This is a genomic window from Candidatus Methanoperedens nitratireducens (genome assembly GCF_900196725.1).
Lineage (GTDB): Archaea > Halobacteriota > Methanosarcinia > Methanosarcinales > Methanoperedenaceae > Methanoperedens > Methanoperedens nitroreducens_A.
On sequence record NZ_FZMP01000015.1, the window covers coordinates 1 to 24,709 of the forward strand.

Genomic DNA, 24,709 nt, shown 5'->3' on the forward strand with positions numbered 1-24,709 from the left:
GAGTTCGTTGTGAGTTCGTATTGAGTTCGTTGTTAATCCTTATGAATGCGTGACAGGTAGTAGCTGAAAAAGAACAATATTCGGTGGCGCTGTTCCTCTTATCAAAGGATATGCCTATCTCCTCAGCACCTCAAACAGCATGAAAATACCAATGATCAGAAATATCGCAGCAAGTATCGAAACGTCACCCAGCGCGTAATATTTCGCGATACCGAGCATCAACCCCAGCGCACCGAGCCCGATAGAGAACCTGCTGATATGGATTTTCAAGATTATCCGAAGCACGTTCAACAGAAGCAGTATGGCGCCGCTGCCTGCGTATATGAGCGCCCACATCTCTATGTCATCTATCCGCTGGACGTTCTCAAGTATCCAGCTTCCGCCAGCAAGTATGAAAAACAGGGCCCAGGATAACTTTATCAGTCTCAGGTTGAGCATATTTCTGGCATATACCGCTTTTTCATCCATCATGACTTCTACTTGTACCATCTGGTCACTGAATAAGCGGCTGAAAGGTTAAAAGTTACTCTTTCTTAAATGAGCACTGTTCATCCGCGGTCCACTTAGTTTTAACCTGCTTCTTTGATTTATTCAAAACCACTTCAAGGACACCGTTTTTATACGTGGCTTTCATACCCCTTTTAACAGCTCTTGAAGGCAACTCGATAGTCTCTTTCAGGGCGCCCTCTTTATTAGATGCTGTTATCTCAAGTGCCTTACCGTTGCGGGAGAGTTTTATGTTTTCAGTCTCCACTTCGGAAAGCCCCATCAGCGCATGGATGTTCGTTTCGGTCTCAAGAATATCCACAGGTATCCGTCCTTCTTTCCGGATGCAGAAGTCTGCAGGAACGATTCCCATAGCCGGGCACAGGTTTATTGAGATATCAATGAATATCGGCATGTCCGATGCGCTTATCTCATCCTGTAGATCCTTAACAGCCTCTTCCAGCTGCTTTATGAATTCGTCAAAATCATTGCTTTTTTTCATTGTTCGTTTTCCCTTCTCTTTTTGTATTTATCGATACCCTTCGAAGTAGTTAACATTTGTTCGTACTCCTTCAAATTCCACGGAGTAGGTCTTACAATATTAAAAGCTTTCTCAAAATGTTCGTTTTTAATTAATACCGTATGCGATAATTCTTTCACCTCCTCTCTTTCCATACCTGGCCTGATAAGGTCTCTCAATGCCAGCATAGCCGCCTCCCGGCATATCGCTTCGATATCAGCCCCGACGTATCCTTCCGTTCTTTCGGCAAGCTTCACCACCTCGATTTCGGGTGATAACGGCTTGCCTTTCATGTGGATGCTGAATATTACCTCCCTTTCTCTCTGGTCAGGAGGTCTTATGTAGACAAGCCTGTCAAGCCTTCCGGGCCGAAGCATCGCGGGGTCTACCAGTTCGGGGCGGTTCGTGGCAGCTACAACTACGACGTTCTTAAGTTCCTCAAGCCCGTCAAGTTCTGTGAGTATCTGGCTCACCACCCTCTCGGTAACTCCGCTATCAAAAGATGAGCCGCGGGCGGGCACAATAGAATCAATCTCATCAAAGAAAATAATGGCAGGAGCAGCCTGGCGCGCCTTCCTGAATGTCTCACGGACTATCCTCTCGGATTCACCCACGAACTTGCTCAGGAGTTCGGGGCCTTTGATACTTATGAAATTCGCCTCGCTCTCGGTTGCTACCGCTTTTGCAAGAAGTGTTTTTCCAGTTCCCGGAGGTCCGAACATAAGCACGCCCTTTGGGGGTCTTGTGCTTATAGCCTCAAAAGCCTCCGGATATTTTATAGGCCACTCAACAGCCTCGATGAGTTCCTGTTTTACAGATTCAAGCCCTCCGATATCGGTCCATCTTACTTCCGGCACCTCAATATAGACCTCGCGCATGGCTGAAGGTTCGATATTGCGGAACGCCCCGAGGAAATCTTCCTTTGTTACAATGAGTTTGTCCATGATCTCAGGCGGTATTTCCTCCTGGATATTGATCCTCGGCAGTATCAGGCGGATTGCATGCATGGCAGCTTCCTTACAAAGGGAAGCCAGATCAGCCCCCACAAAGCCGTGCGTCATATCAGCCATCTCGCGCATTCCCTTTCCCTCTGCCATATCCTCGGATAGCGGCATGCCGCGTGTGTGGATTTGAAGTACCTCAAGCCTTCCCAGCCTGTCGGGTATCCCTATCTCGATTTCGCGGTCAAACCTTCCTCCGCGGCGCAGTGCCGGGTCTATCGCATTGGGTCTGTTCGTGGCAGCGATGACTATCACCTGACCACGTGATTTTAAGCCATCCATCAGCGATAATAACTGCGCCACGACGCGCCTCTCAACTTCGCCTGTGACCTCTTCCCTTTTTGGCGCGATGCTGTCGATCTCATCTATGAAAATAATGGTCGGGGCGGATTTCTCTGCCTCCTCGAAGATCTCCCGTATCTGTTTTTCGCTCTCCCCGTAGTATTTGCTCATGATCTCAGGACCGCTGATCGACACAAAGTTGGCATCGGTCTCGTTAGCAACAGCCTTGGCTATCATGGTCTTCCCTGTGCCCGGAGGCCCATGCAGGAGAACGCCTTTCGGTGGATCGATGCCGAGTTTCTGGAATAGCTCGGGATGGCGTAGGGGGAGCTCGATCATTTCCCTTATCAGGCCTATCTCCCGCCTCAATCCCCCGATATCTTCGTAAGTGAGATGCGTGGCGCGCACCTCCACCTCTTCCATGACCTGTTCTTTCATGACAAGGCTTGTGCTCCTTGTAACGACCACGGGTCCCGGTGGCTGAGTTGATACTACTATGAATGATAACGGGTTGCTCACGGTCTCAACACGCAGGCGCTGTCCTTTCATGAGAGGTCTTCCCTCAAGAACGCGCTGCAAGTACTGCGGTCCTCCGACGAGGCGCACCTGCTGTGTCGGGGCAAGCACGACCCTGCTCGCCTGGAGAACTGATGATTTCTGTACAAAAACCTTATCGTCTATTCCCACACGGGCATTGGTGCGGGTATTCCCGTCTATCCTTACCAGTTCCTGTCCCTCATCCTCGGGGTAGCCCGGCCCGGCGATGGCGCAGGCTTTTTCCTTGCCTATCAGCAGGATGACATCTCCGCTCAGGATACCAAGTTTTTCCATGATGTCCCGGTCTATCCTTGCGATATCCCTGCCAGCGTCCCTGTGATGCGCCTCTGCCACACGGAGCGTCACTTTCTCATTCATGTTTATTTGCGTTCAAATCACTTACCTTACTGTAGATAAATATAACATGAACTGCCCAGGCTTTCCTTCGATTCCTTCAACTATATACTTAGTCTACTGGTATATAAAGTTCTCCGATATCTTTGTATACTTCTCCGTTTCCTTCTGGTAATATGGTTTTACCTTTTTCATTGCATCCCTGATATGATGATAACCGATCTTCAATTCCTTAATGGATTCTTCATCCGTCTTTTGCCCGGATGCAACATATTCCCTTATAGCAAGCATCGTGGCTTCATTGCATACGGATGCAATATCAGCGCCCGTGAAACCGTCGGTATCCTTTGCAAGTATGTTTATATCAACATCTTTTTCAAGAGGCCTGTTCGACAGGTGGATATTGAAAATATCGTATCTTGCCCTCTCATCAGGCGGTGCTATGTAAACCATGCGGTCAAGCCTGCCCGGTCTTAGCAACGCAGAATCTATGATGTCCGGTCTGTTCGTCGCTGCGATGACCGTGATATTGTGAAGCTCTTCAAGCCCGTCGATTTCCGAGAGCATCTGGCTTATTACCCGCTCGGTGACATGGGAATCCGCACCGGTCCCGCGTACCGGGGTTATGGAATCTATCTCATCAAAGAAGATAATGCACGGCGCAGCCTGCTTTGCTTTCCGGAACGTCTCGCGGACGGCTTTTTCGCTTTCTCCGACCCATTTGCTCAGGAACTCAGGTCCTTTTATGCTGATGAAATTAGCCTCGCTCTCTGTAGCTACTGCTTTTGCCAGCATGGTCTTGCCTGTTCCGGGCGGACCGTAAAGCAGGATGCCCTTCGGGGGTTTGGCGTTCATGTGTTTGAAAAGCGCCGGATACTTCATAGGCCATTCTACAGCCTCCTTCAACTCCTGCTTCGCATTATCAAGCCCTCCGATCTCGTTCCAGTGGACATTCGGGGACTCGATGAACACCTCACGCAGCGCCGATGGGGTCATTTCTCTCATGGCATTGGTGAAATCCGCAGCCGTAACAACAAGCTTGTTCAAAATCTCGGCGGGTATGCTCTCAACATCAAGATCTATTTCCGGAAGCACGCGCCTGATAGACCATATCGCGGCTTCCCGCGCAAGGGCTGCAAGGTCGGCTCCCACGAAACCGTGTGTCAGGTCTGCAAACCTTTCAAGAACAACATCTTCTGCAAGAGGCATACCCCTTGTATGTATCTGGAGGATCTCAAGACGGGCTTTCCTGTCAGGTACCCCGATCTCGATCTCACGGTCAAACCTTCCGGGGCGGCGAAGCGCAGGGTCAAGGGCATGCGGCCTGTTAGTGGCGCCTATGACCACGACCTTGCCGCGCGCCTTAAGACCGTCCATGACAGCAAGCAATTGCGCTACAACGCGCCTCTCAACTTCGCCTGTGACCTCTTCCCTTTTCGGGGCGATGCTGTCTATTTCGTCTATCAATATTATGCTTGGCGCATTCTCTTCGGCCTGTTTGAATATATCCCGCAGCCTCTCCTCGGACTCGCCGTAGAATTTGCTCATTATCTCAGGTCCGCTGAGTGTAAGGAAATTCGCGTTGGTCTCGGAAGCCAGGGCTTTTGCTAAAAGTGTTTTCCCCGTGCCCGGAGGACCGTGAAGCAGAACCCCTTTTGGCGCTTCAACCCCCAGGCGCTCGAAAATCTCGGGATGCCGAAGCGGGAGTTCTATCATCTCCCTTACTTTCCTGACCTCGTCTCCGAGACCGCCTATATCTTCGTACGAACCCGCGGAATAGAAGGGATCTCCTTTGCCGGTCTCTCACTTATCTCTATCTGGGTATTTGCGCTGATTATGACAGAATCGATGGCAGGCTTTGTGGAGATCGCCACAAGATCAACGCGGCGTCCCATGATATTCAGTTCGACGGCATCTCCTCTTGAGATAACCCTGCCTTCCAGGTTATGCGCAAGGTACGCCTCTCCACCCTGGATCTTTAAGGGCTGTGTGGGTGCAAAAAGGACTTTCTCAGCCGTTGCTGTCTGTATTTTCCGTACTTTCACCCTGTCATCGATACTGACGCCTGCGTTCCTTCTTACAGTCCCGTCTATCCGTATCAATCCTGTATTGCTGTCCTCAGGGTAGCCGGGCCATATTAACGCCGCGGTCTTTTTTGCGCCTTCGATGCCTATTACATCGCCTGTCTGCAACCCGAGGTTGTAGGCGACCTCCGGGTCTATACGGGCAATCCCCCTGCCGGCATCGTATGATTTCGCCTCGCTGACCTTCAGGGTTACTGCCTTATCTTTCTTATCTATAGCTATCATATTTTAATTGTGGTCTATTATTTACTCGATTTTTACTGACTTTCCTTTCTGCCTGGAAGGTTCTTTGAGCTTGAGTGTTACTTCAAGCACACCGTTATTGTATTTTGCACTTGCGCTATCAGGATCGACCGGTTCGGGGGCTCTTACGCTCTTATAATATTTTCGCTCCCCTTCTGCTTTGATGATTACCTCATCCTCGGTCGCATTGACCTCTATATCCTCTTTCCGGATCCCGGGCATTTCCACGGTTATATTGAATTCATTGTTCTTCTCGTCAATCATCGAACTTGTAAAAGGCTCTCTCACTTTTTCACCTCCAACTGTCGGGATGACGTTTCCGAAGCGCTGTACATGCGGGACACCGTCTGGTCCTACCTGCAGGCTGAACCCGTAAACCAGCGGTTCTTCGCCGAGTGAGCGCATCATGCTGTCGATAGACTTGTTCATCTCTTCCATTGTTCTTTCAAATTCGTCAAAAAACCCTTTTTCGGGTCGTCTCCATCCTCTATACATATTTCTCTAACTCCATACGTTTATCTTTTGGTCTTCCTGTATATACTTTAGCATATACCGTAGCTCTTCTGGTTATTTTTTATTATTTCTTTCCGTTCCATTTCCGATAGATATTCCTCAAGCACATATTCCGGTATCCCGAGCTGCATGGACAGTGCTCTCTGGTTCATGGGCTTCTTTAGCAGGGCATACAGTATCTCAGCCTCTACGTGGTCATCAGTGATGCCTTCTATGGCATCCATGCACGCACCCATCGCTTCGGTTATCTTTTCCTGGAGCTTCTGGTACTCCAGCATTATCTGTTGCCTTTGCTCCAGGAGTTCCCGGATCTCCGTGTAATGGGACCGCAGATCGCTGATCGCATGTATGTCTTCTTCCTGCCTCTCTGGTGCTGCCGAGATCGTGAACGATGTCGTTTCTATCTCAAATGAGAACGGCGACATAGATACTTCCAGCCGCAGGTTATCCGCGATGTGGAAATACTTGCGCCGCTGCTCATCGACGCTGGCTTCGACAAGACCTGCACGCAGGAGTAGCTCAAGATGCCCGAGTACCGCTTTGGCTCCTACATCCAGCCTCTCCGCTATTTCGCTCATATAGCATGGGCGGGTTGCCAGAAGGTGCAGGATATTCCTTCGGTTCTCGTTCCCGAGTATGTCTAACAGTTGTGCCGGTTCCATATCTATCTTTCACCTCAGGTTAGTCACTTGAGGTTACTAACCTTAAGTTAGTAGTTATAGTATATAAAGTTTTCTTGAGGTAGGTTCTGTTAAGTCTGTGAGTGTTCAGAATTGCTGTTAAGTGTCGAGTGGTAAACTCGGATTTATTGTGATTATAAACTCCAACTTACGTAAAATCGCATTTGCACCTAAAAATATAGTTATACAAGCCCAATTTCCCCCATTATCTCATTAATAACCCTCAATGAACGGTCTTTAGTTTTTTCTAATTCTTTAAATATTGGTTGCCTGCTCTCAATATTCTTAACAATATTACTCTGAGTTTCAAGTGGTGGTACAGGGATTTTTACGGATTTTAATATTCTCATATTAATATTATTTTGTGTAACTCCCCTAGATTTTAAAGTATAATATGGTTTTAGAGTATGCATATAATACATTAAATATTCAGTTGATATTATTTTTGTATCTGGTATAAGACCTGCAATAGCTTGATTAGTGCACGCATCAACGCCCAGTATGGAAATTGAGCCTATTGTGGCAAATATAGAGACTAAAATAGTTCCTTTTGGCAAAATTTTAGCAGATGAGTTAGTTAAACCATCTTGCGTGATTTTTTCTTCGGTTTTGTAAATATAATCTAATTCATTAAAATCAGATATTTTAACCCAGGGAATATCGCCATTAAAGTACTCCATATTTGCCCTTGATGGTGTGCCACCTGATTTTATATCAATGCAAACATCTTGTAAATATTTGTAATCCCAATTACCCTCAAAATCAGATTTGTCTACAATACCATCTCTTAGTGCTTTTATAGAATCTTCTGCATGTAAAATAATCTTGTGTTGTTTTTCTATCCTTGCAGATATTAAAGCTTGTTCTTCTTTCGACGGCAAAAATAATAATAAATTCATAATATCATCTGCTTTTATCCGGCGTCTATTGGTAGTTCCTTTAACATGGTTGTATAATTTATCTGCAAAATTACCATACCGAAGGCAATAATCTAGATATTTTAAGTCTGTTTTATTAGTATCTACTTTAAAAACTGGAAAATCGCTTGATACTATTGCACCATCGAGTTCTTTTGGGACTATAGCAAGAGCACCCTTATCCGAGTCAATTTTAGACACTATTAAATTCCCAATTCTTGCGACACTCTATGTTTTAGATGCTATCTGGTCACCCTTAACTTCCTGTCTTAAGACTGCACCCTTTCCATACCACGAAACCCTAATTTGTTTGTAAACTTTATCATTCTCAATATGAATTTCCTCGATATATGGTGTTAAGAAAGTGGATAGTTTTACAAATCCTTTATAGTCATTATATTCTTGTGGTTTATAAGTCGAGGCGAGGAGGTCATAATTATTATTCTTAATAGTATCAATGTCAACTCTCCAGGATTTTTCATCATCAGGCAGTCTTAATCTTTCGTCCCATCTGGAAATTAATTCTCCTATATCATTTTCAAGAATTGGTTTCCTTAGCAATGATAATTCAAAACCATCGGCTTTTAAGTCGAAAAACCAACCTTTTCTGTTTTTTCCCCTTCTCAAAAATCAGAATATCGGTCTTTGAACTTGTGTAGGGTAAAAATATACGTGCTGGGAGTGAAATCACCGCATGGAGATTATGGTATTTGATAAGATACTCTCGTGTCTTTCTGTCTGCTCCTCCCCGAAATAAAAACCCTTCTGGAACTATGACCGCAGCTCTTCCTTTTTCGTTTAGACTCATTAATATATGCTGAATAAAAACACAGTCTGCTTGTTTGGATGGTATTGGGTAATAGTCACCCCAATCCGTTTCTTGACCGTACGGTATATTCGCCAAGACAACGTCATATTCACCTTTTATGGGATTTGCAAGACTATCAAGCTGTTTAATATTGGTGTGACCATCTCCAGCAAGAATCATATTCATCTTTGCGATTCTTGCAGTGTTTGTTATCTCCCCTGCATATATCGTATGTTCCTTCAAGACATCCATATTGCTTTTTGTAAGTTTACAAGATTGTTTAATGTGCCTGAATGCCTCAATTATAAAGCCCCCCGTGCCACATGTGGGATCATAAATTTTTTCTCCAAACTGTGGATTCATTAATTCGACCATCAATCTGACTATATGTCGAGGGGTGAAATATTCTCCTAAATCGTTTCCTATAGTAACTGAATTTTTCAAGAAATATTCAAAAGCATCACCTTTTACATCAGAATCGGCATTGATTAGGGTCAGTTCTGATAATTTATCTACAATAATCTTCAACGTTTTTGGATTTTTTATCGACAATTGATTCTGGAATACTTCACCACTATGATTATATTCGCTCACAAGGTAGGGCAATATAACGCCATTGATATACTCCAACATTCTCGTTCCATCTAAATCTGAAAAACTCTTCCAACAATACTTATCTTCTAAAAGTCGTGGTTCCCCATTCTTTATACTGTCCTCTTCTAATTCACTTACGAGTTTCAAAAATATAAAATTTGCAAATTCAGTAAATCTTTCTATTCCTTCTCTCAATCCTTCTTTTCTGAGTAAATCATTAGTCCATTTGAATATTCTTAGCAATTCTTCCCTTGTATGTCTGGCTTCTTTTGAGGTCTCGGATATGTCCGATCCTTCCTTTACAAATCTGAGCATTCTTTTTTCTGATAAAAGTTCGATAACAGTATGACCGTCTATTCTCAGTTCTTTATTATCTTTAACATGAATTGTTTTAAAAAGTGTTCCATCTGTTGCGAAGACGAGTGGAATATTCAAAGGGAGGGCATATTTATTTATTCCATCATCGAGGGCAGAATTAAGACTTTGACCTTTTCTTTTCGTTTCGATAACAGCTATTGGTATATCTGTTCCGGTTTCATAAAGAAGATAGTCGGGTTTATTGCCCCTTAATCTTTCATTCTGTTCTAATGTTTTTGCTCTTTCTGTGATAACATTACAATTCGGAGAATCTTCATCAGTAACCCAGCCCAAGCTATTAAGTAAAAAGTCTGCTTTTTTCCTTGTTGCACTTTCTAAAGACTTTGTTAATAACGCCCCATCTAGCGTTTTTTGCTTTGCCTTTTTCATACTATTATACCTTATCGAGTAGTGAGTTTATAACTTCATCGTAACTCAGTTGGGATTTACCTTTTTCATTTATGAGTTGTATTTTGTATTTTTCTAACCGTTCGTAGGTTTCTATTTTCAGCACAACGTTTCGATTATCAACAGTTTTTCTTTTTTGCATCCAATGTCTCCACAACATTATACACATTTAATGTATTTAATGTTTTTGCTGTATTTTGCACATCAAATGTATTTAACACATACAAACCTTTATATGTATTCAATACATTTAATGTATTGAATACATTGATTAATTAGAGATGATTAGAATGCTTACAAATAACAACATCCAAAATATAGGCACAAGAGAGGATAGAGGAAAAGCCATAGCTGAAAAAGCAGGTCAGATAATAAGAATTAACGACAATTCGTATAAGGTAAAATCGCAGTCAAGCGATACTCTTTATGATGTAATATCAACCAAGATAGGCTGGAAATGCTCATGTCCAGACCACACAACAAGAGGTGTTCAGTGCAAACATATTTTTGCGGTTGTGTTCAGCTTCGCAATAAGAAAAGAAGTTGAGAAGGTAAGAATAGAGCCGATTGTTAGCGTTTCATCGTGTGTTTACTGCCACTCAACAAATGTAATCAAATACGGTGTAAGGCATAACAAATATGGAGACGTGCAACTATTCCACTGCAATGAATGCTCAAGACATTATACCCTAAATCTTGGATTTGAAAAGATGAAAGCCAGTCCTAAGACGATAACCGTGGCTATGCAGCTTTATTTTAGCGGGGAATCCCTGCGAAATGTAGCCAATTCTTTGAAATTATTAGGGGTAAAAGTATCGCATGTTGCTGTTTATAACTGGATTCAAAAATATACCGAACTCATGAAGCAGTATGTGGATAAACTGAAACCAAATGTTGGAAGTACATGGAGAGCAGATGAAGTATTCGTAAAATTCAGTGGTAATATGAAGTATCTCTTTGCTCTGATGGATGACGAAACAAAATACTGGATTGCTCAGGAAGTCGCTGATACGAAATTTAAACACGATGCGAGAAACTTACTCCACGAGGGAAAAGAAATCGCTGGAAAGAGACCGAATACCCTCATAACCGATGGGTTGCCTGCATATCACGACGCTTTCAATAAAGAGTTTTATACAAACTCATGCCCACAATCCAAACACATTAACGCTATAAAGCTGGATGGCGATATGAATAACAATACAATGGAGCGAGCCAATGGCGAAGTCAGGGATAGAGAGAAAGTGATGAGAGGATTAAAGGTAAAAGATACTCCAATTCTTCCAGGATACCAGATATTCCATAACTTTATGAGACCACATCAGAGCTTGAAAGGTAAGACTCCTGCGGAAGCGTGTGGGATTGAGGTAATTGGAGAAAATAAGTGGATTACGCTAATCCAGAATGCCAGTCAATCGAAAGTCGTAAACTAAATAACTAACGTTCTCCAATATATCGCCTTTTACATTTTTCACATTCTCTTCCATGCCTGAGAAGCACCATTGGTTGAGTAACTAAAATATTTCCACATTTGCACTTGATGGTGAGAGTACTCCTTGCAGCAAAATCTGGGTCTTTGTTAAAGTCAATCACATCAGCCTCTTCTTCCTCGACCTTCACTTTCACGCCTAAAGCATTAATATAAAGTAGGTTCATTATTCTCACAGTTTTGGTTTAACAATATTACTCGATATAAACACATCGTTATTACCACTCGACACTTAACAGCTTTTTGTACCACTCATAGACTTAACAGAACCCTTGAGGTATGAATAAACAGTTTAATTATATTTAATTATATATCGGGTCTGCTAAATCTTCTTTTCGGCGCAAACAAGCTCCCCGAGCTTGAAGTACAGAGGCTCGGCGTGCCTGTCCGGCAGGTAAAAAGCATCCCGCAGAGCATTCAGAAGATTGCAGAAGAACTCGGAATCCGGAATTAAAGTAAAAAAGAAGAAATAACCCATTGACCGGGTTACTTCTTTTGGCTCCTTTTACGGCCCGATGATGTACGGGCGCATCATCTCATTGTCCTCGTGCTCGACTATGTGGCAGTGCCAGACGTAGCGACCGGAAAGATCAAACTTTGCCCTCACCCGCGTGATTTCGCCGGGATAGGCGATTACAGTATCCTTGAAGCCCGTTTCCCAGCTCTCAGGTGACCGGGCTACCCCACCGATCTGCTGGCGATCGACGACCTGGAACATTATCTCGTGGATATGGATCGGATGCGCGTCCACTGTAAAGTTGTATATCTCCCACACCTCGGTCGCGTTGACAGCCGGGTTCTCAGTGATCGGGTCTTCCCATTCCATCGGGACAGGGTTGCCCAGAGCATCGAGCGTACCAAGCTTGGCTGCAATGGGCCCATCAAAGCCGGGGAAGGTGCTTACCTCCTCGTTAAGGGACACCTGCCGCGTGTTGCTGGCAGCGCCGAGCGGTTTGAACGTGGGTAGTTTCAGCTGCGCGGGATCCCTGCTTGTGTCCTTGCTCTCAAGCGGGACCACCACGAACTTGATGACCTGACCTGTGGTTTCCGGATCTGCAGCCGGGAAATCCGTATTCGGGACGCCGCCTCCGAAGGGCTCATCCGGCCCCTCGTTTATTAGGTATAGTTCGGTGCCGACAGCAAGGTCGGTGAAGTCCACAATGACATCTGCCCGCTCTGCCGGCGCCATGAGGAGCTGGTCAAGCATCACCGGTGCAGGCAGGAAGCCGCCCTCGGTGCCGATCTGCCAGAAGGGAAGCGCTGCCGTAGCCGGGCGCGTCGCCAGCGGATCGGTTACCATCTTCAGGATCAGGAAGCGGGAGTTGCACCCGTTCAGGAACCTGAAGCGGTAGCGGCGCGGCTCGACTTCCAGGAACGGCCAGGTGCGCCCGTTGACCACCATTGTGTTCCCGAAGAACTCCGGGTTCCATATAGGGGACACGTCACTTTCGGGAATATACGGTCCTACGAACTCATCGAAGAACGCACGGGTATCAGGATAGAACAACGAGCCATCGTCGTTGAAGGAGCGGTCCTGGATGGCGATAGGGATCTCATAGAATCTGCCGAAGGGGTCGGCCCCAACACCGGGGGCTTGACCGGGCAGTCTACCGGGGAGGTCATCAGGTCCATAGCGGATGAGATAGAATCCTGCAGGTCCGGCATAGACGTTAAGGCGTGTCATCCCCAGCGTATGGTCATGATACCAGAGTGTAGACGCCCGCTGATCGTTCTCATACTGGAACGTGGCAGTGCCGGGTTCCCACGCTATGTCGAACCTGTTCCGGACATCGAATTTTTTCTGGAATTCGTTCTTGAAGAAGTTGTACCATGTACCCTCCGTGGCAAAGCCGTCCGGAATATTGTTTGCCGCAGGGAGATACCAGGCTTCCGCATATCCATCACTTTCCTGGGCGCTGTGTCCTCCATGCAGGTGGGTAACCATCGGGACAGGACCCATGTAAGGCCCTGGTGTGCTTTCAAACATCGGGCGCATATCCCGCCCTTCGGTCCCACCCGGCGGGTTGGCCCAGTGTAGTGTCGGGTCTACCGGCAGCAGGTGCGGCAGGAAGTCGCCGTTATCATCTACCAGGCCGTTGATCCATTTTACGCGGACCTGCCGCATGAAATGGGCTTCGATGGTGAAGGCCGGGTAGTTAAATGTGCCCGGATGGTTGACGGAACCGTAGCCCCACACGGGCGTCACAGGCATACCGGTGGGCAGGATCTGCTGGGTGAACTGTTTCACTGCAATTTCGTAATAATCGCCCCCGAAACCTCTGGGATTTTCCGATGTGGGCATCGCAGGGGGGATGACCAGCTGGGTCATATATTTCGGGATCGTGAGGGGGTCCAGCGACCCACCCGGTATCTCAGCCGCAGCCGACGGAATATACTTCATAAAGCTTCCGCCAAAGGCGAGCGCACCAGCAGTAGCGCCTGCTAACTTCACAAATGTTCTCCTATCCATTCGATAAATATCTTTTTTACTCGTGACGTCGTCACTACTCTTATCACATTTATGTTTCATATTCTACCCCATATTTCTCTCAAGAAAGTATGTTTTCTAACCACTCTTTAATTTACCCCACTTTCTTTTCAAGAAAATCTAATTAAGATTATCATTAAAGAATTATTATCCAAAATATTTAACGTTAACGGTCTTAACTTGCGCTTACTACATCTGTTATAACGGCGAGTTTCATAAATTCTTCAGTTTCTTTCGATTGTATCATTTACCCACCACTCACCTTCCAGGGTATGCTCCTTCTTCCAGATGGGCACTTCAGCCTTCAGGCGTTCGATAGCTTCCCTGAGAACCGGAAAAAGCTGCTCCCTGTGCGCTGCAGCGACTACGATGTACACGATATCTTCCCCCTGACGGATGATACCCGTTCTGTGGTGCATCAGGACATCTATTATACCTTCTTTTTGTTTAAGTTCAGAGCATATCCGGTCCATTTTTTGCTTCGCAACCCCTGCGTATTCCTCAAATTCGAGAAACTCTGTTCGTGTCGTACCTGAGACTGCCCTGACTATGCCGGTGAACGTCCCGATAGCCCCTGCTTTTCCTATATCTTTAGATTTACGGATCCCTTTTATCAGCGACCCAAGTGTGTGGTATTCTGGCTGTTCCAGCACGATTTTAATTATTTCATCGATATCAGCGTTCTCATACTTATCCAGCCGCATGATAATATTCGGGGCTGTGACATCGCCAAGCGCTATCTTGGGCAGCGGGCTTTCCTTAAAACCTTCAACTACCCCGAAATCCATTCCCGCATCTGCAAGTTCATCAAGGGCGGTCGTAAGATGGTTATCATGCGAGAATTTTACAAGCTCATCAGGCGTAACGCCTATCACAACATCAGCCCCAGCCTGCATGTGTTTCCATGTATCAGTGCCGGGCATGTTAATACGATGCTCATGGAGGTGTTTAACCGTGCCAGCAGAGCCGTGTTTCTTAAGAGCTTTTACGATCTTCTCAACCAGGGCTGTTTTCCCCGATTTCTTATAGCCCACAACCGAAATAATTTTCATAACCACAGATCACATTGACTCAGGCGCTACTATCCCGAGCGTATCAAGCGCATTCGCCAGGACAATCCGGGAACAATCAACAAGCGCCAGGCGCGCGGCCCTGAACTCGGGTTCACCGGAAAGTACGGGCACATACCTGTAGAACTGGTTAAAGGCATCTGCAAGTTCCCTGGCATAAATGGCGATAAGATTGGGCTTAAGCTCCCGTGATGCATTATCTATGGAATTTCCGAAGCTTGCGAGTTTTTTGATCAGCGCAACCTCCTGTTCTTCAACAAGAAGATTAGGGTCGTAATTCTCATATACGATCCCTTCATCCTCAGCGTTCTTGATTATGCTGCACGCCCTTGCGTGGGCATACTGGATAAACGGCGCGCCCTGCTTCTCAAAGTCCAGCGCCTCTTTCCAGTCAAAAGTTGTGGCTTTTTCAGGAGAGACGCGGACGATATCGTATCTCACAGCACCGATGCTCACAAAAGCAGCGACTTTCTTCTTGAATTCATCGTCGGTTTCGGGCCGCTTTTTATTTACTTCTTCATAGGCTGCTTTTTCGACCTGGTCAAGAAGCTCATCCGCTGAGATGAAAACGCCGCGCCGCGTGCTCATCGATCCCTCAGGCAGCGATACGAACTCAAATATCACTATCTCAGGTTCGGGTATGCCGAGGATGCGCAGAACCGCTTTTAATTGCGACGATATAAGCTTATGATCTGCTCCCAGGATGTCTATCATCCTGTCGCACCTTGCTGCTTTCCATTCATGGTAGGCAAGGTCTCTCGTAGTATAAAGAGATGTTCCGTCTGAGCGCTGTATCACCAGCGGCTTCTGTATCCCCACATCTTTCAGATCGACCATGAGGGCGCCGTCCTTTACCCCGGCGCGGTCAAGTTCCCTGATGCGCTTCATTATCCTGTCGACCTCGCCTCCGCGCACGAACCGGGATTCCCACATGAACGTATCGTGATGGATGTTCATCCGCGTGAGGGTTTCTTTTATCCCCAGCATGGCAGTATCTATGGCGTCCTTGAATTTTTTAATGGTATCGGCGTTGCCGGTCTCGTATTTTTTCATTATGGCGTCCACTTCGGGCGAGTGTTCTTTTTCATCGACGAGCGACTTGTTGGCATTGATATAGACTTCTGCAATGGCATGGTCGGTCTTTTTGGAGCTGTCGAACTTGAAGTTCGCAAGACCCCAGACAACGACCGCTATCTGCCGTCCCATGTCGTTTATGTAATACTGTGTCTCGACCTCGTAGCCTGCGCGCTTCAATATCCTTGTAAGAGTGTCGCCGATCACAGAGTTCCTTATATGCCCGATATGCAGGGGACCGTCGGGATTGGCTGATGTATGTTCAAGGATAACTTTCCCTTTCCTGTCAAGATTCCCAAAATCATCCCTTTCAAGCAAGACATGCAAAAGGGTCTCATTTAAAAAGTCGCGGCTTACAAAAAAGTTAAGATACGGTCCTGCCATTTCCGCCTTCTCCACATATATGTCGGGAGGTATTTTGATATGCTTATAGATCTCTTCACATATCTGTTTCGGACTGCGTTTGTATTTCGGGGCTAACTTGAATGCAATGGATGATGATATGTCGGCATGTTGCGATTCGCTCAATGCCATGTCATCGGCTTCGTATCCTGCTTTTGCCAGCGCATTTGATAATATTGACGAGACTTCGTCTTTGAATTTCAGAAACATAAACTGTAGCTAACATACAACCCAAGTACATAATTTTTTCTTAAACAATCTGTTATCCGTATTGATAATATATGTGGTAACAATATTGTTCATAATTAATTATATTTGATAAAATACCTGGTAACAAAAGGTAAATAATTGTATTCAAATATGGTTTGAAAAAGCATTATAAACTTTTGAAATATAGTTAATAGTTACAAGGAGATACAGCTATGAGGAATATACAGGTATACTCGACAAGTAATTGTCCGAATTGCAGGGTACTGAAGCAGTTACTTGAAAGGATGAACGTACAGTATAAAGAGGTAGATATGGCTACTCCGGCAGCACTGACCGAACTGCGCATGAACGGCGTGTTCACGATGGCTGCGCCCGTATTGCAGGTGGATAACAAGTTCTATACTTACAGAGAGCTATTCAGCCAGGAAAAGCTTGATAACAGCAGGCTGGATAGCCTTCTTAACGCCTAAAAATCCATTATTCCAGGAGATTCCTGGACAGCATAAAAAGGAGGAATGTCGATGGGTAAATATATAGAGGTTCAGATATCAAAACTTACAGAGGAACATAAAAAGGAGCTGGTGGGTGCTTTTCTGAAAACACAGGCAGCTTCCGCCGGTGAACAGAAGGTTGTTCAGGCAACAAGAGAGGTACAGACTATACAGAAGACTCTCGGGGGTTATTCAGTCTCGGTTATTCCTAAAGTGAGAACTACGGACGGTCACCTGATGGACTGGGACAGGAACGCAATAATCAACCAGCTTCTTAAAGAAACCAGGCTCAGCGAGCAGTTCCACGGGAAGCCGGCAATCACGGAAGAAGAGGCGCGCGAGATAGCCAAGGAAACGGAGAAAAGGATAAAGGATATGGGCGTGAAGTTCCTCTCAGGACCGCTCGTCCGTGAACTGGTCAATATTATACTTCTTGACGCGGGCATACGGAGTGGCGGAACATCTCAACAAGGGTGGGAACGCCTGTTTATGATGCTTACAAGATAGACATGGGTACGGGTTTTGAGGCAAAGGACAACGCGAACCTCCAGGAGAACGCCGAGACAAGCCATAAGAAAAAAGCGGACAAGATGAGCAAGGAGCAGTATCTTCTCATGCTTCCGCCTAAACTTGCTGACGCGCATCTCAACGGCGATATCCATATCCACGATCTTGAATACCTGGGAACGAGAGCGTTCTGCCAGGACTGGGATCTGCGGTACTTTTTCTATTACGGTCTCATGCCTGACGGCAGCGGAACAAAGGCAAGCGTTGCAGGACCAGCGAAGAAGGCTGAGGTGGCGATACTCCACGCAGTGAAGGCGCTTGGAAGTGCGCAGACGAATTTCGCAGGCGGACAGGGATTCTATAATTTCCTGACATTTATCGCGCCTTTTTTTGAGGGCATGAGCTATGAAGAGATCGAGCAGCTCATGCAGATGTTCGTTTATGAGATGACACAGATGATGGTAGCCCGGGGTGGACAGCTAGTCTTCTCCTCCGTCCAGTTGTCCCCGGGCATTCCCAAACTCTGGCGCGATAAGCCGGTCGTCTATAAAGGCAGGATATGGGACGGCACTCAGGCGCCACGCCGCACGTACGGCGAGTTCGAGCGCGAGGTGCGCCTGGGTTTTGAGGCGCTGATGAACGTGATGCTTAAAGGCGATTACTGGGGAAAGCCGTTCAACTTCCCCAAGCCTGAGATAAGCATCGAGCCCGACTTCATGGAAGAGGACGTGGAGTTTAACCGCTCGCATCCCGATGTGCTGAGCTACGATGAATTATATACAAAAGCATTTGAGCTTGCAGCCAAGTACGGGGCGCCGTATTTCGATAACCAGCTACCCGAATACAGGGGTGCGGGGAAAGGCATAAGCTGCTACCAGTGCTGTGCATACAATTTCTCATCCTCGCATGAGAAAGATAACGAGTTCGAAGAGAAATTGTTCTTCAGGGACGGGAAGCATTTCTCAATGGGTGCCTGGCAGGTGGTCTCGCTTAACTGCCCGCGCGCTGCATACAAGGCACAGAAGAACGATGAGATGCTGTTCAAGGAACTGAAGCGTATGATGGATATGTGCATCGATCTCTTCAAGGTCAAGCGGAAGTGGATGGATATCGTTATCAAGAGCGAGAGGATGCCCTTCGCTACCCAGAGACCGAAAGACCCGGAGACCATGAAGCGGGGTGAGATCGCAGTTGATCTCAAGGGGCTTGTGTACACCATAGGCGTTGTGGGCATAAACGAAATGGTGCAGCACCATATCGGCAAGCAGATATACGAAAGCGAGGATGCCCGCAGGTTAGCGATACGCGCCATGTTCGAGATGAAGTTCTACGCAAAAGAGCTGAGCGAGAAGTACGGCATGGAGATAGCCCTTGCGCGCACGCCCGCAGAGACGACGGCGCAGCGCTTTGCGGTCTCAGACATCCTGCACGCAGAGTACAGGAAGTGCGCAGAGCCGATAATCAAAGGCAATGTGCCTGTTGCGCTTTCGCGCATACACGAGACGCGCGACCTGCCAGTGTATTACACCAATGGCACGCACGTACCCCCGAGCGCGGATGTGTCGCTGCCACAGCGCATCAAGCTTGAGGAGACCTTCTTCCCGATAGTGGACGGGGGCAACATACTGCACATCTGGCTTGGCGAGGCGGCGCCTGACCCGCACGGGCTCAAGGAGTTCGCCATGAACATTGCGAAGAATACGCAGGTCGGGTATTTTGCTTTCACGAAGGATATGACGGTGTGCATGGATGATTTCTATGTTGCTTCGGGATTGCAGAAGGAGTGCCCCAACTGCGAGAGCGAGAATGTGGAGCATCTGTCCCGGGTGACCGGGTATATTCAGGCTGTATCGGGGTGGAATGAGGGGAAGAAGCAGGAGCTGAAGGACAGGAAGAGGTACGGGGTGGGGGGATATAATGAGGTGTGAGATTGGAAAAAAGTTTATCCCGTACAAATGATACTATAAAAGATATAGAGTTCTTCCTTGCAGAGGATATTATACAGGGAGAAAAAGTTCCTTTTTATCTTCTTTGGAATGAAAGCGACCCTAAAGAAATCATATTAGAGTTCGAAGGATTCAAATCCATTATTGAGCTACATAATGCGATTCAATCAAGAATAATTACGGAAGGGAATAAAACAGTTATCAGCGGTTTTCATGTTCCTGGATATATTGGAGGATTACTTTCAACTGAAACTACGGATCAACCCATTACATATGGTAGCTTAACTGTTACTATTTATGGGAAAAATGGAGAGGTCAAATCATTGAAAGAGGTCAGGAAATTATATGCAACTCAACTAAAATTGGCAGATTCTCCAGAAGAGATAAATTTAGATGATTTAAGAGCACAGAATAAAATTAATATTGTACTTAATGGGAAACCCACGATATTTCTAGATATAGAGAGTATTGAAAAAAACGAATGTGATATTGATATACCGCCAGATGTAGAAGCAATATTCGAAAAATTCTACGAATCTCTAAAAAGAGGATTAAATGACCTTAAAGAAAAATTTCCAGAACACCTTAAAATTATACAATTGTTTCTCGAAATTCCCAGTAGCAAAATGTCTATAACACAATATACTGAGAAATACGGAGAAGAGATTAAGGAGTCATTCAAAGATGAAAAATTTTTAGATGCTTTTTCTACAGTATTCATTACAGCATTTTTTGAACAAGTTGGTGTTGAAGAAAGGTTATTGAAGCCATTAAACGAATATTTTGAGTCTAGCGCTGTTGATAAAGCTTATTTTTTAAATCCATTATTGCAGGTTAGAGTTCCATCAAGTGGGTGCATGATGGCAATTAAAATTAAAGGTGAAGATCTACTGACGCAAGAGTGTGGATCGCCAATCGAAATTAGAGTTTATTTGAAGGCCAAAGAGGAAACTTTCAAACCTTTGAAGGATTTATTTTCGATTAGGAGAGTTTTTGATGAGTGAAATTCATAACGCAAATGAACTACTCGACATTGTAAGAAAGGTTTCTGAAACGATTCGAGGCGAAAAAAGAAATAGTTTGAGAATCGAATGTATGAATGGTTTAGGAGTTTATGGAACACATATTAGTGTAGATAGTAAATTCTCAAAATGGGTAAATGGACTTACACATGAAAGCATGGTTGTTCCTGCTTCACAAGTTTATGAGGTTAGAACTACTGGTTTTTCTCCATATCCTCAGACAATAAAAGGGAATATAACAAGAACTGATGGAAAACTGGTTATAGATTTGAAACCTGCATTAAAATTTGATCTTTTCAGTATAGAAATCTCCTACAGAATGGACGACGAATTTCTGAAAGGTCTTGTTAGTGCTAGGTCTTCACCAGAACCACTAAGTGATAAAGTAAAGTATGAATTATCAGCACAACTACGAAATCCAGAAGGTTTGGAGTTAGGATTTTCTGAAGTGGAAATTGAAGAATTTCCGGTATCTGCACGGGTTCAAATAGCAGAAAGAATTAATATGAACGTCCCTGATTATGTCAAGGATCTTTTAAAAGTAGAAACACAACTTTTAAATGAACGAAATCCTCACGCAAGCAAAAAAGTCATCGAATTGCAAAGCCAAAAAGTACGATTGCTGAAAAAACTTGGAAAAGCTAGTCTAACTGACAAAATTCAGGATTTGTCTTTACTTTTAACGCCTTCACGTTTTATAAACTATGTAAAAACAATTGAAGATTTTAAACTTCATCAGTGTGAAAGAGGCACAGATTTCTTCCAAGCACTTGGAATGTTTCAACTTCCAAAATCCATGAATGTCATCTCTCGAACAGACTTGAATTTAAAAAAGCCCGCAGCAAAGGGAACTATGGTATATGAATCAAAGAAATTTGATGAAGAAATAGCGGATTTATTTAAGTAGATTATATGATTCATGTCAGCATCCTTTCCTCCCGTGCCGTCCTCGCCTTAAAACAAGGCACCCTCATTTCGGAGCCCCTCCACTGGCGCAGTCCCGCCCCCTGCGCTCGCAACGAGCCCGCCCTGCGCCGGCTCAGGTACAGCCCCGGCACAACAAATCTGCGTTCATCCGCGTTCATCTGCGGTTCGTTTTTTGCGGGAGCGCCGTACAGTAAGGATTCAGACAGGATTAACAGGATGGACAGGATAAACCCATCTACTAATCCTGTTCATCCTGTCCAGTCTGGCTCTTCTTTTAGCGCGGCGCCAGATATTAATCGTTCAGAATTTATAAAAGTATGTACATCTCAAAATTCCAGTCTCCGAAGTTATCATATCCCGCCATCCTGCGCAGGCGGCGAGCGCGTGCTGCGAAGGATGAAAAGCTCCATAAGGAAGAGAACACGGATGACACGGATCGGACGGATTTTCATGGATTTTTTCATCCGTGCGTATCCGTGTCATCCGTGTCATCCGTGTTCTACTGCTGCTTCGCTTTCTGCGGAAGCGCCGCAAATTAATATATTGAGATTTATAAAATCAGTAGAGTCTCAAAAACCCTCGCTCTTACTTCTATGCAAATTTTCTATGCCCAGTTTGATAAGTGAGGGTTTTATCCGCAATACTTTCAGTGGGCTTGGCACCACTTTATATACTGACAGAATGAAATCATCCTATGCGCGGGGAAATGCATAAAAAATCTATGAGGTAAAATATGGTATCCTGTTTAACTCAAAAGAAGAATAAAACTGTGGAAATGAACCTGTTTGATTTCGGCCCAAACGTCAAGATTTCCTCTGAAAACCTGATTGAGAAACTCGAAATAGTAATCCCCTGGAAGATGCACACTCTATCCGAGATTGACGATATCGATTTTAAACTATCGCAACACTTCCATGACAAGTTTATAGTTCAACCGTCTCTTACACGACAACTTGTCAGCTTTCAAGCAAACAAAAATAGGGCGTCTTATCGCTGGTACAAATACAAGGAAGCGTTTTCTGCTCCTCTTGTGGAGTATCTGCTTTGCCGATATGGGATTGTTTCAGGTAAAGTTTTGGACCCGTTTGCAGGGAGCGGTACTACCCTGTTTGCGGCAAGCACTGTAGGCATGGATGTTGATGGTATAGAACTGCTTCCCATTGGACAGCAGATCATTGCCACCAGGTTGTGTTTAGAAAGAGAGTTTACAGCCGATGATTTTGCCGCCGTCAAACAGTGGTTGAAAACGTGTCCATGGAAGCAATCACAAATGAGATATCCCCTGTCCAAACTGCGAATTACGGACGGCGCGTACCCAGCAGAGACATCAGATGCAATCGAGCGGTACATGGGTACGCTGCAGCAGGAGAACGAGCGGGTTCAGACCATCTTACGTTTTGCCCTGCTGTGCATCCTGGAGTCCATCAGTTATACACGCAAAGATGGTCAGTATCTGCGGTGGGATTATAGATCTGGACGCAGAAAAGGAGGAAAACCGTTCCATAAAGGGGATATCCTTAACTTCGATCAGGCAATCTGCGCAAAGATAGAGGAGATTTTGCATGACCTGAAGCTCAGCAGTGGATTTTTGGAGGAACGCACTCAGGGCAATGTCCATCTTTTTCAGGGTTCATGTCTGGATGTAATGCCAGAGCTCCCGTGTGATTCATACGATGCCATCGTAACCTCTCCTCCATACTGTAATCGTTACGATTACACCCGGACTTATGCACTGGAACTGGCGTTGCTTGGCGTGAGTGAGAAAGAGCTCATCAACCTCAGGCAACAAATGCTAAGCTGTACTGTTGAGAACCATGCCAAAAACCTGCTAACAATTAATCCCCAATGGGCAAACGCTATAGCTGCTGCGGATCAACAGGAGTTGCTACAGGCTATCTTGCGGTATCTAGAAAATCAAAAGGAGCAAGGTAAGCTAAACAACAATGGTATTCCAAGGATGGTACGGGGTTACTTTTATGAAATGGCCTGTATTATCTCCGAATGTTCGCGCGTGATGAAACAAAATGCACCCATGTTCATGGTCAATGACAATGTTCGTTACGCTGGTGCAAGCATCTCAGTAGATATGATACTTTCATCTATAGCTGAAAAGCTGGGGTTTTGTGTTGAAAATATTCTTGTATTGCCGAATGGCAAAGGTAACAGCAGCCAGCAAATGGGAGAGCATGGGCGTGATCCTTTGCGAAAGTGCGTGTATGTATGGAGAAAAGTATAATGCCCACTGACAAACCACACCGCCAGCATTTAACCAATAGCAAGAGCCTTATAACAACTTATGAGGAGACACGGGCTGGTTTCGTTGCTTTAGCCCTCGAAAAGAACCGTAGAGCAACTCCATTGATTGAAGAAGCGAGGTCCCTAAAGGCTGCTGCATCTAAAATCTCAACACCTGCCTCACTGATTAATATTGCGGGGATACAGGCTGCCCTGTTGACTGCGGCTGGAGTTTCCAATAAAGCTGCAGGTCATATGGAACCGGCTGACCAAAAAGAGGCAATACAAGGACTGATAAAACAATTTCTTGAACCCGCCGGTCCGGATTTTGTTGAAGAGTTAGTCTTCCGATTCCTTTTGACGCGGGGGGATGCATTAGGCGGTTCTATGCGAAACGTGGGCGGAGCATTGGCGCAGCGTAAGCTTACTCGCGCGATTATTGCTACTCTTTCTGTTGCTGGAATTTCATATGATTGGTTTTCTACCAAGAGCAATACATGGATACATGGAACGGAAGACGATCCCGATATAGAGTTAGACGCAACGGGACTTAGTTGGTCAAGCGGTGGTCAGAATCGTAGTGTAAGATATAACCTTACCGTGCCATTTTTGAAGAAAAACGTAGACCTGTGTCTTTTCAATTGTCGTTGTCAGGAACTTTCAATTAGCTATGGAAATCCTGCCCTTTACATTGCACTTGGAGAACTTAAAGGCGGTATCGATCCCGCCGGGGCTGATGAGCACTGGAAAACTTCAAGAACATCCCTTTCCCGCATAAGGCTGGTATTTGCAGATCGTGGGCTTTCGCCCCACTTATTCTTTGTTGGAGCAGCGATTGAAAATAGTATGGCTGAAGAAATCTGGCTTCAATTAGAAGATGGTACACTTTGTAATGCTGCCAACTTGACTGATGCAAACCAGGTAGCCTCCCTATGCCGGTGGTTATGCAACCTGTAACTAAAATCATTGCTGAGACACATAGCATCATCTCTGGCAATCGAAAAGAGGCTGAGAAATGGTTAAAAGAAAAGCGTGAAGCTATAGTCAAGTTTTCAAATAATCGT

20 protein-coding genes and 2 pseudogenes are annotated in these 24,709 nt (G+C 45.4%); 8 read left to right on the forward strand and 14 right to left on the reverse strand.

Translation table 11 applies throughout. From position 1 onward, the window contains the following. Positions 1 to 114: 114 nt before the first annotated feature. The 9 genes and pseudogenes from MNV_RS01735 to MNV_RS01775 form a co-directional block, all read right to left on the reverse strand. On the reverse strand, positions 115 to 489 hold the full coding sequence (locus tag MNV_RS01735; protein ID WP_143311573.1) for a hypothetical protein: 375 nt from the start codon (positions 487 to 489) through the stop codon (positions 115 to 117). A gap of 34 nt (positions 490 to 523) precedes the next feature. After that, positions 524 to 988, reverse strand: coding sequence for an Hsp20/alpha crystallin family protein (locus tag MNV_RS01740; RefSeq protein ID WP_096203662.1), 465 nt, complete (start codon positions 986 to 988; stop codon positions 524 to 526). Next, entirely contained in the window at positions 985 to 3,204 is a 2,220-nt protein-coding gene (locus tag MNV_RS01745) for a CDC48 family AAA ATPase (RefSeq protein ID WP_096203663.1), read from the reverse strand. The genes MNV_RS01740 and MNV_RS01745 overlap by 4 nt, the downstream gene beginning before the upstream one ends. 93 nt (positions 3,205 to 3,297) lie before the next feature. Continuing rightward, positions 3,298 to 5,489: pseudogene (locus MNV_RS01750) on the reverse strand (CDC48 family AAA ATPase). 21 nt (positions 5,490 to 5,510) lie between these two features. Further along, on the reverse strand, positions 5,511 to 6,002 hold the full coding sequence (hsp20, locus tag MNV_RS01755) for an archaeal heat shock protein Hsp20 (RefSeq protein WP_096203664.1): 492 nt from the start codon (positions 6,000 to 6,002) through the stop codon (positions 5,511 to 5,513). A gap of 47 nt (positions 6,003 to 6,049) precedes the next feature. Then, complete coding sequence (locus MNV_RS01760; protein WP_096203665.1) at positions 6,050 to 6,682, reverse strand: ArsR/SmtB family transcription factor; 633 nt, start codon at positions 6,680 to 6,682, stop codon at positions 6,050 to 6,052. 200 nt (positions 6,683 to 6,882) lie between these two features. Then, complete coding sequence (locus MNV_RS01765; protein WP_096203666.1) at positions 6,883 to 7,818, reverse strand: restriction endonuclease subunit S; 936 nt, start codon at positions 7,816 to 7,818, stop codon at positions 6,883 to 6,885. Between the two features lie 27 nt (positions 7,819 to 7,845). After that, positions 7,846 to 8,244: a hypothetical protein gene (locus MNV_RS01770; RefSeq protein WP_143311574.1), complete on the reverse strand. Its 399-nt coding sequence runs from the start codon at positions 8,242 to 8,244 to the stop codon at positions 7,846 to 7,848. Then, a complete protein-coding gene (locus MNV_RS01775; RefSeq protein ID WP_096203668.1) occupies positions 8,186 to 9,766 on the reverse strand; it encodes an N-6 DNA methylase in 1,581 nt (526 codons plus the stop codon). The genes MNV_RS01770 and MNV_RS01775 overlap by 59 nt, the downstream gene beginning before the upstream one ends. A gap of 299 nt (positions 9,767 to 10,065) precedes the next feature. On the opposite strand from MNV_RS01775, the gene MNV_RS01780 reads away from it, so the two are divergent. Continuing rightward, the gene (locus MNV_RS01780; RefSeq protein WP_218837857.1) at positions 10,066 to 11,217 is read left to right on the forward strand and encodes a DDE-type integrase/transposase/recombinase; all 1,152 of its coding nucleotides are present in this window, start codon (positions 10,066 to 10,068) and stop codon (positions 11,215 to 11,217) included. 4 nt (positions 11,218 to 11,221) lie between these two features. Here MNV_RS01780 and MNV_RS01785 read toward each other — a convergent pair whose 3' ends face one another. From MNV_RS01785 to argS, 5 genes are all read right to left on the reverse strand, one after another. Next, a complete protein-coding gene (locus MNV_RS01785; RefSeq protein WP_143311576.1) occupies positions 11,222 to 11,449 on the reverse strand; it encodes a hypothetical protein in 228 nt (75 codons plus the stop codon). 146 nt (positions 11,450 to 11,595) lie between these two features. Further along, positions 11,596 to 11,751 carry a hypothetical protein gene (locus MNV_RS19240; protein WP_179293740.1) on the reverse strand — a complete coding sequence of 52 codons (156 nt, stop codon included), beginning with the start codon at positions 11,749 to 11,751 and terminating at the stop codon, positions 11,596 to 11,598. A gap of 27 nt (positions 11,752 to 11,778) precedes the next feature. Continuing rightward, positions 11,779 to 13,803 (reverse strand): multicopper oxidase family protein, encoded by a 2,025-nt coding sequence (locus MNV_RS01790; protein ID WP_143311578.1) that lies wholly within the window; start codon positions 13,801 to 13,803, stop codon positions 11,779 to 11,781. Positions 13,804 to 13,985: 182 nt separating this feature from the next. Then, entirely contained in the window at positions 13,986 to 14,813 is an 828-nt protein-coding gene (locus MNV_RS01795; protein ID WP_096203670.1) for a molybdopterin synthase, read from the reverse strand. A gap of 9 nt (positions 14,814 to 14,822) precedes the next feature. Then, positions 14,823 to 16,517, reverse strand: coding sequence for an arginine--tRNA ligase (gene argS, locus MNV_RS01800; protein ID WP_096203671.1), 1,695 nt, complete (start codon positions 16,515 to 16,517; stop codon positions 14,823 to 14,825). Between the two features lie 212 nt (positions 16,518 to 16,729). Between argS and MNV_RS01805 the strand changes: the two genes are divergently transcribed. The 7 genes and pseudogenes from MNV_RS01805 (at position 16,730) to MNV_RS01830 (ending at position 24,602) form a co-directional block, all read left to right on the forward strand. Next, the gene (locus tag MNV_RS01805; protein WP_096203672.1) at positions 16,730 to 16,987 is read left to right on the forward strand and encodes a glutaredoxin family protein; all 258 of its coding nucleotides are present in this window, start codon (positions 16,730 to 16,732) and stop codon (positions 16,985 to 16,987) included. 51 nt (positions 16,988 to 17,038) lie between these two features. Continuing rightward, positions 17,039 to 19,443: pseudogene (gene nrdD, locus MNV_RS01810) on the forward strand (anaerobic ribonucleoside-triphosphate reductase). Positions 19,444 to 19,445: 2 nt separating this feature from the next. Further along, a complete protein-coding gene (locus MNV_RS01815) occupies positions 19,446 to 20,465 on the forward strand; it encodes a hypothetical protein (protein WP_096203673.1) in 1,020 nt (339 codons plus the stop codon). Then, entirely contained in the window at positions 20,458 to 21,390 is a 933-nt protein-coding gene (locus MNV_RS01820) for a hypothetical protein (protein WP_096203674.1), read from the forward strand. The genes MNV_RS01815 and MNV_RS01820 overlap by 8 nt, the downstream gene beginning before the upstream one ends. Positions 21,391 to 21,395: 5 nt before the next feature. Next, entirely contained in the window at positions 21,396 to 22,124 is a 729-nt protein-coding gene (locus MNV_RS18875) for a hypothetical protein (protein ID WP_143311579.1), read from the forward strand. Between the two features lie 19 nt (positions 22,125 to 22,143). Beyond that, positions 22,144 to 23,646 (forward strand): hypothetical protein, encoded by a 1,503-nt coding sequence (locus MNV_RS01825; RefSeq protein ID WP_218837858.1) that lies wholly within the window; start codon positions 22,144 to 22,146, stop codon positions 23,644 to 23,646. Beyond that, a complete protein-coding gene (locus MNV_RS01830) occupies positions 23,646 to 24,602 on the forward strand; it encodes an AvaI/BsoBI family type II restriction endonuclease (protein WP_096203675.1) in 957 nt (318 codons plus the stop codon). The genes MNV_RS01825 and MNV_RS01830 overlap by 1 nt, the downstream gene beginning before the upstream one ends. Positions 24,603 to 24,709: the final 107 nt, after the last annotated feature.